Source organism: Mycobacterium sp. IDUB_17 (genome assembly GCF_055419465.1).
Window position 1 is genome coordinate 30544 of the sequence record NZ_JBVAXS010000005.1, and the last position, 15490, is coordinate 46033.

Consider the following 15490-nt stretch of genomic DNA (forward strand, 5'->3'; position numbering starts at 1 on the left):
CGGCTAGAGCTCGAAGCGCTTCTTGAGGTCCAACGTGTTGAAGTGCTCGACGATGATGCCCAGCAACGGGATCGTGCCCGCGAGCAGCACACCGATCGTCTTGCCGATGGGCCAGCGGACCTTGACTGCGAGGTTGGCCGTGAACAGCAGGTAGATGAAGTACACCCAGCCGTGCACGATACCGATCCAGCTCGGCGGATTGTCTACCTGGACGATGTACTTGAGCACCATCTCGTAGCACAGCGCGATGAGCCAGATGCCCGTCGTCCAAGCCAACACGCGGTAGCCCAGCAGGGCCTTGCGGAGGGTCTCCTTGGGCGTCGAAACAACCGGCGTGACCTCGGCGCCCGGTTCTGGTGCGGTCATCTATCGGTCCTGTCTTTCTTCTCGGGCTGGGCGTCGGACTTGGCCAGCTCGGCAAGGTAGGCGTTGTACTCGGAGAGTTCTTGGTCGCCGGCGGCCGCCGCCGTGGCTTTGGGGCGTTCCGGCAGCAAGCCTGCGGGAATCTCGGTGACGTCGCCGCTGGCCCGCTCTGGCGGAGCGTCCTCGTAGCGGACGAACTTGTAGTAGGCGTAGAAGCAGAACCCGGCGAACATCGGCCACTGCAGGGCATAGCCCAGATTCTGGAAGGTGCCCGAGGCGGATTCGTAGCGGGTCCACTGCCACCAGGCCAGCGCCAGGCAGCCGGCGGCGCCGAGACAGACCAGTGCGATGAGCGCTGGTCTCCTACGCCGTGTAGTGGACATTCGTCCATGGTACGGCGCGGGTCTTGGGCGCCGAAAATACGTGCCTGGATGGGCGGTGATCGGCACTTAGGCTTTTCGCGTGCTCGAAGACATGCTGCTCGACGCTGCGATTGTTCAAGCCGAGGCGCAGGCCTATCTCTCGGACCTCATCGGCGAGGGCACACCCTATGACGGCGGTTGGAGCTTTGATGCCGAAACCGGCATGTTCTCACTGGCTTCGACGAGTGGCGCGGCGCCTTTCGTCGTACGGGCGGAGCTGCTCGGCGCTGCCTCGCCAGAGCTGGGGATGTGGCAGTGGGGATGGGCAAACCCTGATTTCCCGCCTCCGGCCGCACTGGGGAGCGTCGTGCTCCGGCAGTGTGGCGAGGTGCACGGTATCTCCGAGCTGAGCGAAGCGGAGGTGCCGCTCGGCGACGCGACACCGCAAGAGTTCGCGTGGCGGATGGGTGCCGTCGCGTCGCTGAATCTCGGGTTGGTGCCCTGCTACACCTTCATGCTCGTCGGCGTGATTGTGCTGACCGACGATCGGCTGCAGTTGCCCGCGCCGAGCGCGCCCCGACTGCTGCGCTGTGTCGGCGAGGCGCTGCAGGCCCTGCCGGTCGCGCCCCGCAGCTTGTACACATGGGCGGCGTTGCGAGAAATGCCAATCGAGGATGTATCGGGCAGCCTGCGGCTCACGTTGCCCGACGGGCATGCGGAGTTCCGTTTCGACGAGCACGACCGGCTGATCGACATGTCGGGTCAGGTGCTTCCGTCCGACTAGACCTTGGGGCCGATGAATTCGTCGAGACGAGCCGTGGCGGCCTTGCGGTAGATCGAGACGACGTACTTGGTGGAACGCGTCCACGGGATGCCGAGCCGGTCCAGCGCGGCGGTGAACAGGTTGAGGATGTCCTCCGAGTGATTCGTGAAGTGGTACCGGATGCTCTTGACGCCGCGGTCGTTCGCGACCACCCGGCAACCGTCGCTGTGGATCAGACCCCGCACGAACTCCTCGGGGGCCTCCGCCACGATTGCCTCTTGCCAAGGCTCAAGTCGGATGGGTCTGGTGTGCTTCTTACCGGGCCCGTGTTGGGGAAATAGGCATGGCCAATGATTCGAGCACAGAACGAGGTCGGCACAGTTGTCTTTTCGGCGGACGATGGCTGCGTGCTGCCCGGGCATGAGGATGTCTATTGCTTCGCGGCAGCCGTCGATGATTCCCGGGTACTTCGTGTCCAAAGTGACTCTCAGGTGCCACGTCCGGACTCCACGAGAGATGCAACCATCGCCGAGGTACATGCCGAGGACGTAGCAGTAAGCCTTGGCCGGAAGCGTGGAGAAATCATGGACGGCGCAACGGCCTGAAGAGTCGGTTGTAGATCTCGGCCATATCCCGGGTTTGCGGCGCCATTGCCAAATGGTCTTTCGGGGTATGCCCGTTCGGCGAGAGATCTCACAGTCGTTCAAGCCGTCCGTGATGAGCTGTTGCACGTTGCTGAATTCGTCGGCCGACCGCATGGTGCATCCTTCTCGCTGAGGGATGCCTCGACGATATTGGCGCCCACCGACAGATTCGGCTGTCACGGGACCTGTACGATCAGGGCTCTGCGGGCGTGGCGGAATTGGTAGACGCCCGGGCTTTAGGTGCCCGTGTTCGAAAGAGCGTGTGGGTTCGAGTCCCACCGCCCGCACTCAAGTCACACGTGATCTCCAAACCTGGTACCGCATGCGGTACCAGGTTTCATGGCGGGCGCTCGCACCAGCGGTACCAGTTTCGAGCCCGGACCAATAAAATCTCAACGACCCGATGCCTGTCTGGAACTCGGCTCGTGGACGAGTATCTCCGCTCGTGTCAATTGAGATCCGGGCCGGAGTCGGCCAGACCACCACCACCGACGTGGCTGAGCGCCGTTACGGTGCCATCGAGAACCGCTCGATCGATTGGATCACCCCGGCCGAGCGGCACGGCACGCCATGGCGTGTGAGCCCACTGTTCTTCATCGCGAACTGGAGCTTCTTCACCATCGCGCTGGGGTTCACCGGACCGGCACTGGGCCTGTCGGTGGGCTGGGCCATCCTGGCCTCCGCCCTCGGCCTGGTGATCGGCACGTTCTTCATGGCCTTCCATGCGACCCAAGGCCCGCGCCTGGGCCTTCCGCAGATCATCCAGTCGAGGGCCCAGTTCGGGTTCTACGGCGTGATCGTGGTGGTGGGGATGTCGTTGACCTGCTACCTGGCTTTCGGGGTGGTCTACACCATCCTCACCGCGCAGGGGCTGGCGCAGATTTTCGGATGGTCTCCGGTGGTCGTCGGATTGGTGGTGAATATCGCCGGCGGTCTGTTCGCCGTCGCGGGCCACGACCATCTGCACCGGTTGTCGCGGCTGGTGTTCTTTGTGACGGTCCCGTTGGTTTTGGTGTTCACCTTGGCGGTGGTGTTCGGCCACGCCGGTGGGACGACGCCGTCGGCAAGCGAGCACGGGTTCGTCGCTTCGGCGTTCTTCACGGTGTTCGCGGTCTCGGCTGCCTACAACATTGCGCTGGCACCGATCGTCTCGGATTACACCCGATATCTTCCCGAGAAGACATCCTCACGGGCGTTGATCTCCAGTGTGTATGTCGGAGCGGGCATTTCCGCATTGTGGCTGATCTCGCTGGGTGCCTGGTTGTCGGCGCACTACGACGCGGACGACGCGCTGGTGGCGTTGCATGATGCGGGCGACAACGTGTTTCACGGATTCGGTGCGGTATTGGCGCTGGCCTCGGCGGCCACTCTCATTGTGTGCATCGCCACCGCCGCCTACAGCGTGACCCTGCAATTTCTCACCGGCGCTGATCTGGTCCGGCGATTCCGGCCGACTCCTACGCTTCGAATCGCCGTCACCGCGGCCACCATCGCCTTCTACCTGGTGGTGGCGTTGCCGTTCGGTGATCATGTCATCAATGCCGCCAGCAACGCGTTGTCTTTGATGCTGTTCCTTCTGGTGCCGTGGACGGCGGTCAACCTGACCGACTACTTCTTCGTCCGCCGCGGCGAATACGCCATCACCGACCTGTTCACCCCGGACGGCGTTTACGGCGGATGGTCCTGGCGTGGCATCGCCGCGTACTTCCTGGGATTCGCCGCCATGATCCCGTTCGCCGTACTTCCCTTCTTCACCGGCACATTTGGGGCATTGCTCGGCGGTATCGACATCTCCTGGCTGGCCGGTCTCACGGTGTCCGCGGTGGCGTACTACACCTTCAGCCGCAATCTTGACCTCACCCTTGAGTTGGCTGCCATCCAGCGCAGCGAAGGCAGCCTCAACGCGGAAGTGCCCGCACCCCACCGCCCGCCGCTGGAGCACGGACTGCTCGACGGCCAGGCCTGATCAACCTCTCGACGAAGGACTCAACAATGTCGCGTGACAACAGATTTCACCTCGGCTGGTTCGCCAACTTCTGTGTCGATGGATGGAATGAGCAGTGGGGATCCACCGGGGGCCAGGATTGGTCGGGCAGCTTCTACGTCGAGCTGGTTCAGCACCTGGAGCGCGCCAAGTTCGACTACCTGCTGCTCGAAGACAAGTTGATGGTGTCGGATGCCTACGGCGGCACCTTCGAACGCGAACTCAAGCACGCGCTGCACTCGCCCAAACTCGATCCCGCACCGCTGATCCCGCTACTCGGCAGCGTCACCGAACATCTGGGGCTGGTGCTGACGCTGTCCTCGACCTTCTATCCGCCGTTCCTGCTGGCCCGGTTGTGCAACACGCTGGACCACCTGACCGGCGGGCGGGTGGGCTGGAACATGGTGACCTCAGCCGAAGACCGGGCGGCGCAGAACTTCGGACTCGACCATCTGCCTCGCCACGACGAACGCTATGCACGCGCCCACGAATACGTCGATCTGGTTCGGGCGCTGTGGGATTCGTGGGAGCCCGACGCGGTGGTCCGGGACCGGGAGACCGGCACCTTCGTCGATCACACCAAAGTCCACACCATCGACTTTGAAGGCCAGTACTACAAGAGCCGCGGGCCGCTGAACACGGTGCCGTCGCCGCAATACCACCCGGTCCTGGCTCAGGCGGGTGGCTCACCTCAGGGCAAGGACTTTGCCGCGAAGTATGCCGACACGGTGGTAGGTACTGCCGCCGATCCGCAAGGCATGATCGCCTACCGCGACGACATCCGCCGGCGAGCAGTCGAATACGGCCGCAAACCCGACGACATCAAGGTGCTGTTCCTGATCACCCCGCATCTGGGTGACACCGATGCGGAGGCACGCGCGAAACTCGACCGATTGGTGAACAACGAGTACTACCTGGAGAAGACGTTGGCGCATCTGGCGGCAATCGTCGAGATCGACTTCACCAAGTTCGATCTCGACAAGCCGCTACCCGACGATCTGCAGACCAACGGCGAACGCGGATCACTGGAAGCCTTCCTGCAACGCGGCAGCGGGAAGACCCTGCGGGAGCTGACGGCGGCCTACCTGTCGACGGAGGATGCACTGGTCGGCACCCCGGCCACGGTGGCCGATCGCCTCGAGGCGTTGATGGATGAGGTTGGCGGGGATGGCTTCCTGATCACCGCCCCGGGAATGCGTTTGACCCGCAAGTACGTCATCGAGGTGGTCGACGGTCTGGTGCCCGAGCTTCAGCGCCGTGGCCTGACCAGGACGCACTACGAGCACAAGCTGTTCAGAGACAACCTGCTGTCGTACTGAGGCGACGCCGCACACGCCGAGCGACAGTCACGGCGTTGTCTCTGCGGTCCGGTTCGACTGGGCGATGTCTTCCCGCAGCGACGCGATCTCGGCCCGCAGATCATTGATATGGGCTGCCGTCGCGGCTGCTGTGGCAGCGTCATCATCCGCCACGGTCTGCACGATCCATGACGCAATCGTCGCGGTGATCGAACCGACGAGGCTGATCCCGCCGATCATCAACAGCGCGGCGATGACTCGCCCGGTCGTCGTCACCGGATACATGTCGCCGTAGCCGACGGTGGTGATGGTGGTGATCGCCCACCAGATCGCATCGCCGAAATCGGTGATGTGGGCGTCGGGTTGACCGCGCTCGGCCTGCAGCACGGCCAGCGCGGCGACGTACACCAGCAGGACCGCACCCGAGATCGTGTAGAGGATGACCTTGCCGCGGATCGCGTGGCCGACGGCTTTCTGGATCACACCGATCAGCACGACGAGCCGCAGCAGCCGCAGCGGCCGCAAGAGCGGCAGCAGCACGATCGCCAGGTCGGCGAGATGGCGCACGAACCACCGCCTGCGGTCAGGGGCCAGGTACAGCCGTGCCACGTAGTCAGCGCTGAACGCCGCCCAGGACAGCCAGGTGGCCAGAGTGACGGCGTGCGCGACCAGGCCGCGAGGTTGGACGAGTACCTCGACCGAATAGGCGGCAAGGAAGACCCCGGCGACCGCGGCAAGCGGCCACTCCGCGCGGTGTTCCCAACTGGCGAGGCGATCCTGGGTTGTCACGTCAGAGAGTGTGCGGCATGGTCGCCGGATTGACTAAGCGACTCCGTCGGCCGGTACCGCGTTGCCCTTCACCGTGTTGAGAATCTGCACGATGTTGTCGACATCGGTCTCGGGGAACACATCGTCGGGGCCGGTCGGGGCGTGGTCGATATACGGGGATTCATACAGGCGGGCGGGTTCGACGACGCCGTTGGCGGTGAGCTCGGTGATGATCAGGTTGATGAACCGGATCTGGTCGGCTCCGAACTTGGCACCGTCGAGAAAAGCGGAGAAGGCGTCGACGCTGGCCTCGTGATCCAGGCCCACCAATCTGCGGATGAACAATCCCAGCCCGTGTGACTGTTCTTTGGCCAGTGCGATGTCATCGGCCCCGCCGGTGCCGCTGTCGACGAGCATCTGTTCCAGTGCCGCGAGGTCGGCGGTGGTGAGGGGCTTGTTGCGGCGTAGGCGTTGCAGCGCGACGTGGTCTTGGTGCTGTTTGAGGTAGGCCCTGGCCTTGAGTTCGAATCGTTCCCAGTTGGTGCCGGGGGTGATGCCCGGCAGGTCGACGAGGGCGGACTCGCCGAGTTCGTCGGCGAAGTCGGTGTAGACGACCACCTTTTTGGCTTTCTCCAGGAAGCGGAGCAGCCCACGCAATTTGCGTCGTGCGTGCTCAAGCATCGGCAGCGTGACGTCGACCCACCACTGGTCGCCGGCGACGTCGTCGAGCAGCTCCTGTTGTGCTGCGATCGAGGGAATGGCCGTCTGGTTCAACAGGCCTGAGGCGATGTCCTGGATCTTTTCGCGCAACCGCTCGGCGGCCAGGGCATCGCCTTCGAGTTGGGCGAGTTGGCGTCGCAGGACCAGCATGTCGAACCGCTTGGCGTCTTCGTCGTCGTCCTTGTGGGTCGACGGCAATCCGGCCAGGGATTCGGCGACGTCGGCGGCTGTCTCGCTGCTCAGCGCGCCCGCCCAGGGCTCCCACTGCGCGTATTGCTCGACCAGTCGACGGTGCGGCCGCACCAGGAAGTTGTCCAGCGTCATACCGGCAACGACGCGGTGGAGCGACCACGCCACGTCGACGCGTAGACCCCGGTCGGTTTCGGTGCCCTGCCCTTCGAGCGGATCGGGATCGGTCGGCGGCTGCAGGTGATCGAGCGCCGTGATCAATCCGAGTCGCGTTTCGAACAACCTCTGGTTCAACGATTTCTGCGACGACCCGGGTGAGCCGGGCAGGTCCTGGCTGAAGTATTCGAGGTTGCCGCAGTAGTCGAAGACGTAGAAGTTCTGCTTGTGCTGTCCCGGGCCGAACAGGTCGGGGCACAGGCGGGTGCCGCGTCCGATCATCTGCCAGAACTTGGTTTTCGAGCGGACCAGCTTGAAGAACACGAGATTGACGACCTCGGGTACGTCGATGCCGGTGTCCAGCATGTCGACCGAGATCGCGATATGCGGGGCCTTGTCGGCGACGGAGAAGTCGTCGATCAGCGATTGTGCGTGCGAGATGCCGTGGGTGATGACCCGTGCGAAATGTCCGGCCAGGTGCGGGTATTGGATGTCGAAGCGGCGGGCGATGAACTCGGCGTGGTCGCGGTTCTTGGCGAAGATGATGGTCTTGCCCAGGCGGTCGCCGGCTGCGACGCGATGTCCCTTGGCCATGAGATCGGCGAGCACCATGTCGACGGTGCTCTCGTTGAACAGAACCTTGTTCACCTCTTCTGAGGTGACCTCGTCGGGGGTGTCATCGCCCCAGTCCAGGGATTCCCATTCGTCCTTTTCGTCCTCGGACAGGTCGGTGTAGCGGATTCCACGGTCGAGAAACTTTGTGCCGCCGGAGATTCCCACGGCCGGCACCAGGAAGCCCTCTTTGACCGCGTCGTCGAGTCCGTAGGCGTCGGTGGGCACTCCGTCCTCGAGGTGGAAGAGGCGGTAGGTGTTGTGGTCGACCTCGTCCTTCGGGGTCGCAGTCAGGCCGACCAGCAGCGAGTCGAACCAGTCGAAGATGGCCCGGTACTTCTGGTAAACCGAGCGGTGGGCTTCGTCGATTACCACCAGGTCGAAGTAGCCGGGTCCGAATTTCCTTGTCCCCGAGCTGGTGTCGTTGATGAGATTCATCATCGTCGGGTAGGTGCTGACGTACACGCGCCCGTCCGTGACTTTCTCGGTCAACAGGTTCACCGTGGTGGCGTCGGGAAGATGCGCCTTGAAGGCGTTCGCGGCTTGGGTGACCAGCGCGGTGCGGTCGGCCAGGAACAGCACCCGCTTGGCCCAGTTGGCCTCCATGAGCTGCTTGACCAGGGCGATGACGGTGCGGGTCTTACCTGACCCGGTGGCCATCACCAACAAGGCTTCGCGGCGTTTGTCCGTGAAGGTTTCGTCGATGGCCCGGATGGCGCGGTGTTGGTAGTGGCGTTCGACGATCGCCGAATCGATCGGGGCGTCGGTGAGCGGCTGGCGCGTCGAGCGGCGCTGCACCATCAGTTCCAGCTCGTCCCGAGTGTAGAACCCCTGGATGTCCCGCGGTGGATAGCCGGCCGCGTCGTCCCAGATCCAATGCTCAAAGCCGTTGGTATAGAAAATGACCGGGCGCCGACCGGTCATGGCCTCCAAACAGTCGGCGTACAGCTTGGCCTGCTGTTGGCCGAGGTGCGGGCTCTTCGAGGTGCGTTTGGCCTCCACCACTGCAAGGGGTAGTCCGTCGGCGCCCCACAGCACATAGTCGACGTATCCGGTGCCGTTGTCGGGCGGCATGCCAGTGACCTTGTACTCCCGGTCTTTGGCGTCTGCCAAGGGCCAGCCGGCCTCGCCCAGCATCAGGTCGATGAAGGTGTCGCGGGTCTCGGCCTCGGTGTAGTCACGGTTGTCAGGCTGTTGGTTGGCGGCCTGTGCCTTCTTGATTTCCTCACGCAGCCGGGCGATCTCAGCCTCGTGCGCGGCGGCAAGCTCGTCCTTCTCGGCCAATGCCTTGGCGTGGGCTTCGTCCTGCTTCTTGAACTTCTCGGCGAGCTGGGCCACTTCCTGGCGGCTCAGGGGAGCGGCCTTGGCGGCCAGCTTCGGGTCGAAGGGCAGCTTCAGCGGAGCGGCCTTCGGATAGGCCGAGTGGTGATAGACGGCCCACACCATGATGTGGTGCAGTTCGCGCAGGACAGCCAGCGCGATGTTCGGCGCGATCGGTTTCTGTTCGTGCACGGCCGCATTGCCGGCTTTACGGATCAGATTCAGCTTCTGCACGATCGCCGGCGGAACCTTGGAGCGGAATGGCGGCTCGTTGATGCGTGCCGACAGGTCGTTCTTGTAGGGGAGCGGCAGCGCCAGGACGTCGTACAGCAGGCCGACGAGTTGCTCGACGGCACGTCGGCTGTAGAAGCAGGCTGAGCGCGGGTCAGAGTTGAGGTAGCTTTCGGCGCGCGCGCAGTCGGCATTGATCTCTGGCCAGTCGGCGGCACCGACGAAAGCAAAGTTGGTCACGACGCGCCCCCTATGCGCTGGCCCAATACTCGGCGTAAAGCAAATTGATCAATTGATCGGCTGGTGAATGGAACTTATCAACTTTGGTCTGCCGACTTCGACGGACATGGCATCTCCTCGTGCGGGTGGGTTGAACCGAACCGGACTGTCTAACAGGTGCCTCTGACATCGCATGCCTTCGGTGGGCAACCCAAAGGACCGAGCATTCGCCCGAGAATGCCCGCTGGAGAGACCGGTCGTGCTGAAATTGTGGCCATGACGCAGCACGAGCCCTTGGCCATGCCGCTCGAAGAGGCGATGCGTACTCAACGGGCGATCCGTCGGCTCAAGGATGAGCCCGTTGATGATGCACTCGTGCTTCACATTCTGGAACTCGCGATGAAGGCGCCGACGGGTTCAAACGCACAGAATTGGGAGTTCATCGTCGTCAAGGACCGCGAGGTCGTCGCGAAACTCGGCGGCTTGAATCGACGGGCCTTGAAGTTCGGCGGCCCGATTTACCGGCGCGTCGTTGTCCGCCGCATGGATGACCAGATGCTGAGGATCGAGAAGGCCGTGCAATGGCAGGCGGATCATTTCGACGAGATCCCCGTCGTAGTCGTCGCCTGCCTCAAGGGTGTCATTCCGTTCTGGCCGTCGGTGGCGGTGAGCAGTGCCTACGGTTCTATTTTTCCCGCGGTGCAAAACCTCTTGCTGGCGGCACGTGCATCTGGCTTGGGTGCAGCACTGATCACCATGCCGTTGTGGAGCAAGCTGTTGGCGCGGCGCACCCTGGGCTTGCCGTGGAACGTCACTCCGTGTGCGGTCATCCCGCTGGGCTGGCCGAAGGGCAAGTACGGGCCGACGACACGTCGGCCGGTCGGAGAATTCGTCTCGCTCGACCGCTACGGCAATCGACCGTTTCTGTAGGCAGCGCGGCTGGCTGATCGGTCCTGGCGGCCAGACCGTATCGTTCCATCTCACCAAGGCAGACGGCGCATTGGTCGGCGCGGAAGGGTACCGATACACGTGAGCAAGCGGTTGATCGCGACGATGCTGGCAGTGATGGCGATTGTCGCGGGCTGCGGCAAAGGCGATGGCGCTGCCGCTTCGATTGTCACCCCCGACCATGCCCAGGCGTCTCCGTCTGGCACGTACACCGCCTTCGCCGAGCAGGGGCCAGAAGACAAAGGGGAGAAGCCCTGGGTGGTGGTGGTTCGGGACAAGGCCGGCAAAGAGGTCTTCCATGACCATTCCTCGTACAGCGCCGACAAGGGCGTGATGATCACCTGGCTGTCCACCGAGCCCGAACAGCTCTGGGTGTATTCGGGTGATGCAGGGGTCTACCGGATCGCTCCGGGCAGCCACGGCGGATGGACCAGGGCCGGCGTCAAATCCGAGAACGTGCCGTCGGAAATATCCAGTCTTTGGGAGTCTTCGCGTTCCTGATTCAAAGAGCCGTCGGTTAGGTGCAGACTCGAGGCGTGAGACGGGAGGAGTACCGATGATTGACGTCCTTCCCGACATGCCCGAGGGTGTGTTCGGTATCCGAGTGTCGGGTCGAGTGCGCGGTGATGACCTGCGCGAATTCCGGCCGACGATGGACGAATTACTGAAGACCGGTGAGATCCGGATCGTCGAGGTGATTTCACCGGACTATGAGGGATTCGGGTCCGGCGGGCTGGTTCAGGATCTGAAGCTCGGCTTCGGTGCCCTGATACAGCACCACTCCGCGTTCAAACGGATTGCCGTGGTGTCCGACAAGGATTGGGTCGCCCACGCCATGCATGCCTTCGCGTGGATGGTCCCCGGCGAGTTGAAGATGTTCGGCCTCGACGAACTCGATGCGGCCAAGGAGTGGGCTGCGGGCTGAGGCCTTCAGGCAGGGCGGTATTCGTCGTCCTCCGAACAGTCGAACCGAATGTCCCACAGGTGCACATGGCCGGGGATCTCCTGCTCCATGAACATCTCCCAGTCCTCGTACCTGTCCGCCTCGGCTTGCCACTGGTCCGCCTCGGCGTCGCGCCCGACTCCACGCAAGACGTCGGCCACCAGGCGCTGCAGTGCCTGGCTCTTGTCGTGGAAACAGATGTCGTCGAGCATTTCGATTGCGGGCCTCGCGATGCCGTCGATCGCGTGATCTACCCGGTGTGGCGTCACCTCGGCGAATTTCAACTCGGCTGTTGCCCAGTAGTTGGCCGCGTCAGCCGCCCGCATCGGGTGATACATCTCGTCCCGCTCGATCAAGTTGGACGCCATCTCGTGGGCAAGGGCGATCGACTCTTCCGACGGTGCAAGGAAGTCGACCAACCGACGGAAAGCCCACAGCGTCAACTCAGGCATGGCGGCGTCGACTTGCCGCGCCAGTGCGACGGCCTGCCGGTAGGCGGACTCGGCCCCATCACGATGGCCCAGTTCTTCGAGCGCCTCGCCGAGCTCGATACTGACTTCCGAGGCATGCACAATGTTGCCCGATTCGAGGGATTCGTCCGCCAAGGCTCGGAGTTCAGCGGCTCGTGCGGCGGGCGGTTGTAGCCGGCGCTGCGCGTCGAGCAATTTCGCTCGGGTGCTGTTGAGCACTTTGACGAACCTGGCGAATGTCTCGTCATCCACGGCAACATCCACCAACCGCAGGAGCAGATTATTGATCTCCTCGTAGTGGGCGACTGCCTCCTCGAACCTTCCCGAGCACAGCGCCTGGTCGCCGAGCCGTTCCCTGTCTTCCACAGCGTCGGCTACTTGTGCCAGTTGCTCATTCATCGGGCGACCTCAGTCCCGTCCACCCCGGCGGCCAGCAGAATGATGTCATCGAGGGCCTCCGACAACAGAACTCGATCCTCGGGGCCGTCGCATTGGCCGGCCATCCGGGCCTGGACGTAGAGCAGCTGCACGAGCCGACTGAACACGAGATCGTCAGTGGTACGGGTCAGTGCCCGCACCGCCCGGTTATCCCAGTTGAGGACCAAGTGCGCGAGGTCGCCGGAGCCTGGTGATGTCATGTCGATCTGCCCGCGGCCGATGAAGACGGCAGGGAGATCGGTCGATGGGAACTGGCGCGCCACCACGCGACAACCGGACACGGTGAGCGCCTGAGTGCCGCACTGTTCCAGTGCCAGCACGTCGTCCCCGACGGCATCGGCGGACGGCACCGTCAGCGCAGCCACCTCGGATGCCGGATAGGCGCGGGTGACGGTCACCCCGGACATCACCTGCGGCAGCATGAGCAGCACCTCTTGGTCGAGGGTGTGGCCGGCGTTGACCACGATCCGGCCGCCCGGGTTGAAGCTCGCGATGGTGCGGAATTCGTTGACGGAGAGGGCATACAGGATGTTCGGGTTTCGGCCGACCACGTCGATGAGGCGCATGCGCCCTTCGGTTGTCTGCATGGTCAACATCGGCAGTACGACTTCGGCCAGCTCAAGATTCGCCGCGTCGACGCCCTGTGTCGCTGCGGATTTGAGCTCCAGTTCGTTGTCGGCGACGAACTCGGCGAACCGCTCCGGATCGGTGTCGGCAAGGGCGCGAAGCCATTTGAGCGCCGTAAGCCCGAGCTTGCGTCGGGTCGCGGTCAGCGTCGCGTTGTTCACGACGGACTCGCGGCTCGCGGTCGGTTCGAGCGTGGTCGAGTTCACCACCGCCCAGGCGAAAAAGGCCCACGGCGGCATCACGGCGTCGTCGGCATCGGCGACAAGCATGTCGTTGACGTAGACACGGTGACGTCCGGCGGCCTTGGACCGCCCCGAGGAGGTACCGATGTACACGACGCCGTGCAGTCCGAGGCCGGCATCGGCGACCTCGACGGCATCGAACTGCCTGCCCTTACCCATCCCGCCGTAGATCGGTGAGACACCCTGCAAGACACTGGAGCGGTGGGCGCCGAAATCGTTCACCCATGGGTATGGACGCGAAACATCCTTCGGGCCAAGGCTTGTCAACACCAGGATGTTGACCGGGAGGCACTCTGCGTACTTCTGCACGAGCGGGGTCACCTGCTCGGCCCGTGCCCACCCGATCATGTCAGGGCGTGGCCGCAACCGCACGGTGGTCCCGACCTCGACGTCCTCGGTGACCGTTCGAATCGTGTACGTGCCGTCGCTCCTGCCTATCCATTCGATCGGCTCGGCTCCGGTCGCGCTTCGGGAGACGACGGTGATCTCATCGGCGATGAGAAAGCAGCTCAGCAAGCCGATCCCGAACTGGCCGATGTAGGTCCGACGACTGCGCTGGAGCTCGGCGCCCTTGGAGCTGGCGCCGACGGTCGCCAGGAACTGCTCGACCTGTTCCGGGCTGACACCGATACCGCCGTCGGCCAGCATGAACTCATCTGCCGGAGAGTCCGGCGACGCGACCCCGTAGGGCGAGATCGAGATGGTTCGCGGGGCGGGAACACCGCCAAGGGCGTCACGGGCCGTGATTGCGTCCATCGCGTTCTGGATCAGCTCCCGCACATAGACGCCGGGACTGGAATACAAGTTCTTGCTGAGTAACGCGATCACACCGCCGAGGTTCACTCGGAAGTTCTGTTGCTGAACCCTGTCCACTTCTGGTCCTCCTGTGTCGACTCGTCTCGAGAGCCGCATAGCGTCGCACAGGGGACTGACAAGCTCAGCCGTGCGGAACGATCATCGCTCTCGGCGGGCTGGCAGCTGCGCATGTAACGCCGTGGCGGTCCCAGACGAGTTCTTCCGCCACCGCGCTACTCACTGAGCCGGCGTGTTCTTGCGAAGAACGGGGCAGGCAAGCGTCTCGCTGGCCTCGAAGCCGTCGCCGAGCGGTCACGTCACGCTAAGTTGACTCCGCAGCGAACCGAGAGGTATGCGGAGGAGGTCTTGGGAGATGGAGCGATTGCCTTTTGCCCAACTCGCAGCGGAGCGGTCACAGATGGTGGATCGGTTACGTCTACTCCCAATTGCCGACGATGCTGTCCGTCAACGCGCGGTCGCCGAACTTGGGCGACGAGTCGAGATTTGGTGGGGAGGTGCGCTGCCACCAATCAGCCAGTTCGCAGACACGCCGCCCCAGGGACGTCCAGTCGTCCTTGCCGCCGATCCCGTCGAGTTGTGGATTCTGCGCGCGATTTCACCTACTGCTCGGCCGGCGGTGTTTGGTGTTGAAGCCAACGGCGCCGTCTGCACCGTTGACCGCACAGGTCGGCATCAGATCTTCGTCACTGGGCTGTCGCCCCTACTGGACGAAGCTGCGGATGCCTGTCGCCACATCAATGGCAAGGGCGGATTTCTGCTTGCGGAGCGCGGCGGACGCTTCTTCAGCGATCTTGAAGCCGATGCAAGTGATGCGCTGGCAGTGGTGGATGTTGACAGGGGACGGTCGCGTCACACCAAGCAACCGAAACCTCAGGGCTTCTGGCAACAGGTGGTGTCGTTCCTGCCGTGGGTGCACGACGAACCCGAAAAGGATTCCCGCCCTGCCAAATCGGAGAGCGATGCTGCGTTTGAACAGCCCGCCGATCCCTGGCCGCTGTTGGACTCGGACGATCCCAACATCAGACCGGTCCATCAACTGGTGGTCAACTTCGATACGGGTTCGTGGCCCGCCTCCGGCGTCCTGGGAAAACTGGGTTACAAGGTAGGAAAGAACGGACTCGGCCCGTCAGCGAGGCGACACATCCTCCGCAACGCTTTGAGTGTCGAACTGGTGGCCAAACCGGCCGAGGCTGAGTCGTACCTGCAGGAGTGGGGTGATCCGAACAGTCGGCAACGCGCGGCGAAGGTAGAACGGTGTCTGGCCGGGTTCGCCGAACTCAACCGACGGAAGAACGCCGACATGTCCGAGGCAATCTCAGACTGGGAGAGCGACCTGGCGTGGTTCACGCGGGAGTGCAGTCCCTGACGTTGCGGTGG

The 15490-nt window shown here is 63.5% G+C and carries 14 protein-coding genes and 1 tRNA gene; 8 read left to right on the forward strand and 7 right to left on the reverse strand.

Annotated elements, in window-relative coordinates; translation table 11 throughout:
- Positions 1–3: 3 nt before the first annotated feature.
- On the reverse strand, positions 4–366 hold the full coding sequence (locus ACZYZ7_RS21075) for a DUF3817 domain-containing protein (protein ID WP_135456929.1): 363 nt from the start codon (positions 364–366) through the stop codon (positions 4–6).
- Positions 363–746 carry a hypothetical protein gene (locus ACZYZ7_RS21080; protein WP_463741732.1) on the reverse strand — a complete coding sequence of 128 codons (384 nt, stop codon included), beginning with the start codon at positions 744–746 and terminating at the stop codon, positions 363–365. Before ACZYZ7_RS21080 ends, ACZYZ7_RS21075 begins: the two co-directional genes overlap by 4 nt.
- A 79-nt stretch (positions 747–825) precedes the next feature.
- Here ACZYZ7_RS21080 and ACZYZ7_RS21085 point away from each other — a divergent pair, with 79 nt between their 5' ends.
- Complete coding sequence (locus tag ACZYZ7_RS21085; protein ID WP_463741733.1) at positions 826–1509, forward strand: DUF6882 domain-containing protein; 684 nt, start codon at positions 826–828, stop codon at positions 1507–1509.
- On the opposite strand, the gene ACZYZ7_RS21090 is transcribed toward ACZYZ7_RS21085, so the two are convergent.
- Positions 1506–1757 carry an LAGLIDADG family homing endonuclease gene (locus ACZYZ7_RS21090; RefSeq protein WP_463741734.1) on the reverse strand — a complete coding sequence of 84 codons (252 nt, stop codon included), beginning with the start codon at positions 1755–1757 and terminating at the stop codon, positions 1506–1508. The two genes, ACZYZ7_RS21085 and ACZYZ7_RS21090, sit on opposite strands and share 4 nt — an antisense overlap.
- Before the next feature lie 578 nt (positions 1758–2335).
- Here ACZYZ7_RS21090 and ACZYZ7_RS21095 point away from each other — a divergent pair.
- From ACZYZ7_RS21095 to ACZYZ7_RS21105, 3 genes are all read left to right on the forward strand, one after another.
- Positions 2336–2419, forward strand: a tRNA-Leu gene (locus ACZYZ7_RS21095).
- A gap of 158 nt (positions 2420–2577) precedes the next feature.
- A complete protein-coding gene (locus tag ACZYZ7_RS21100) occupies positions 2578–4098 on the forward strand; it encodes a purine-cytosine permease family protein (protein WP_463741735.1) in 1521 nt (506 codons plus the stop codon).
- Between the two features lie 26 nt (positions 4099–4124).
- Positions 4125–5435 carry an NtaA/DmoA family FMN-dependent monooxygenase gene (locus ACZYZ7_RS21105; protein ID WP_135456919.1) on the forward strand — a complete coding sequence of 437 codons (1311 nt, stop codon included), beginning with the start codon at positions 4125–4127 and terminating at the stop codon, positions 5433–5435.
- Between the two features lie 27 nt (positions 5436–5462).
- On the opposite strand, the gene ACZYZ7_RS21110 is transcribed toward ACZYZ7_RS21105, so the two are convergent.
- Entirely contained in the window at positions 5463–6203 is a 741-nt protein-coding gene (locus ACZYZ7_RS21110; RefSeq protein ID WP_450072237.1) for a potassium channel family protein, read from the reverse strand.
- 33 nt (positions 6204–6236) lie between these two features.
- The gene (locus tag ACZYZ7_RS21115) at positions 6237–9650 is read right to left on the reverse strand and encodes a DEAD/DEAH box helicase family protein (protein ID WP_463741736.1); all 3414 of its coding nucleotides are present in this window, start codon (positions 9648–9650) and stop codon (positions 6237–6239) included.
- 255 nt (positions 9651–9905) lie between these two features.
- Between ACZYZ7_RS21115 and ACZYZ7_RS21120 the strand changes: the two genes are divergently transcribed.
- The 3 genes from ACZYZ7_RS21120 (at position 9906) to ACZYZ7_RS21130 (ending at position 11502) form a co-directional block, all read left to right on the forward strand.
- Positions 9906–10559: a nitroreductase family protein gene (locus ACZYZ7_RS21120; protein ID WP_463741737.1), complete on the forward strand. Its 654-nt coding sequence runs from the start codon at positions 9906–9908 to the stop codon at positions 10557–10559.
- Between the two features lie 99 nt (positions 10560–10658).
- Positions 10659–11078 (forward strand): hypothetical protein, encoded by a 420-nt coding sequence (locus ACZYZ7_RS21125; RefSeq protein WP_463741738.1) that lies wholly within the window; start codon positions 10659–10661, stop codon positions 11076–11078.
- 55 nt (positions 11079–11133) lie between these two features.
- Positions 11134–11502, forward strand: a complete 369-nt coding sequence (locus tag ACZYZ7_RS21130; protein ID WP_135456913.1) for a SpoIIAA family protein — start codon at positions 11134–11136, stop codon at positions 11500–11502.
- A 5-nt stretch (positions 11503–11507) separates the two neighbouring features.
- On the opposite strand, the gene ACZYZ7_RS21135 is transcribed toward ACZYZ7_RS21130, so the two are convergent.
- Together ACZYZ7_RS21135 and ACZYZ7_RS21140 are read right to left on the reverse strand one after the other, a co-directional pair.
- Positions 11508–12389 (reverse strand): hypothetical protein, encoded by an 882-nt coding sequence (locus ACZYZ7_RS21135; protein ID WP_463741739.1) that lies wholly within the window; start codon positions 12387–12389, stop codon positions 11508–11510.
- A complete protein-coding gene (locus ACZYZ7_RS21140) occupies positions 12386–14170 on the reverse strand; it encodes an ATP-binding protein (RefSeq protein WP_463741740.1) in 1785 nt (594 codons plus the stop codon). Before ACZYZ7_RS21140 ends, ACZYZ7_RS21135 begins: the two co-directional genes overlap by 4 nt.
- A gap of 295 nt (positions 14171–14465) precedes the next feature.
- Between ACZYZ7_RS21140 and ACZYZ7_RS21145 the strand changes: the two genes are divergently transcribed.
- Positions 14466–15479, forward strand: a complete 1014-nt coding sequence (locus tag ACZYZ7_RS21145) for a hypothetical protein (protein ID WP_463741741.1) — start codon at positions 14466–14468, stop codon at positions 15477–15479.
- Positions 15480–15490 lie beyond the last annotated feature (11 nt).

Bases quoted from the DNA above. Each gene is read 5' to 3' on its own strand.
- ACZYZ7_RS21075 (WP_135456929.1), bottom strand. From the start codon at position 366: ATGACCGCACCAGAACCGGGCGCCGAGGTCACGCCGGTTGTTTCGACG.
- ACZYZ7_RS21080 (WP_463741732.1), bottom strand. From the start codon at position 746: ATGTCCACTACACGGCGTAGGAGACCAGCGCTCATCGCACTGGTCTGT.
- ACZYZ7_RS21105 (WP_135456919.1), top strand. From the start codon at position 4,125: ATGTCGCGTGACAACAGATTTCACCTCGGCTGGTTCGCCAACTTCTGT.
- ACZYZ7_RS21120 (WP_463741737.1), top strand. From the start codon at position 9,906: ATGACGCAGCACGAGCCCTTGGCCATGCCGCTCGAAGAGGCGATGCGT.
- ACZYZ7_RS21130 (WP_135456913.1), top strand. From the start codon at position 11,134: ATGATTGACGTCCTTCCCGACATGCCCGAGGGTGTGTTCGGTATCCGA.
- ACZYZ7_RS21135 (WP_463741739.1), bottom strand. From the start codon at position 12,389: ATGAATGAGCAACTGGCACAAGTAGCCGACGCTGTGGAAGACAGGGAA.
- ACZYZ7_RS21145 (WP_463741741.1), top strand. From the start codon at position 14,466: ATGGAGCGATTGCCTTTTGCCCAACTCGCAGCGGAGCGGTCACAGATG.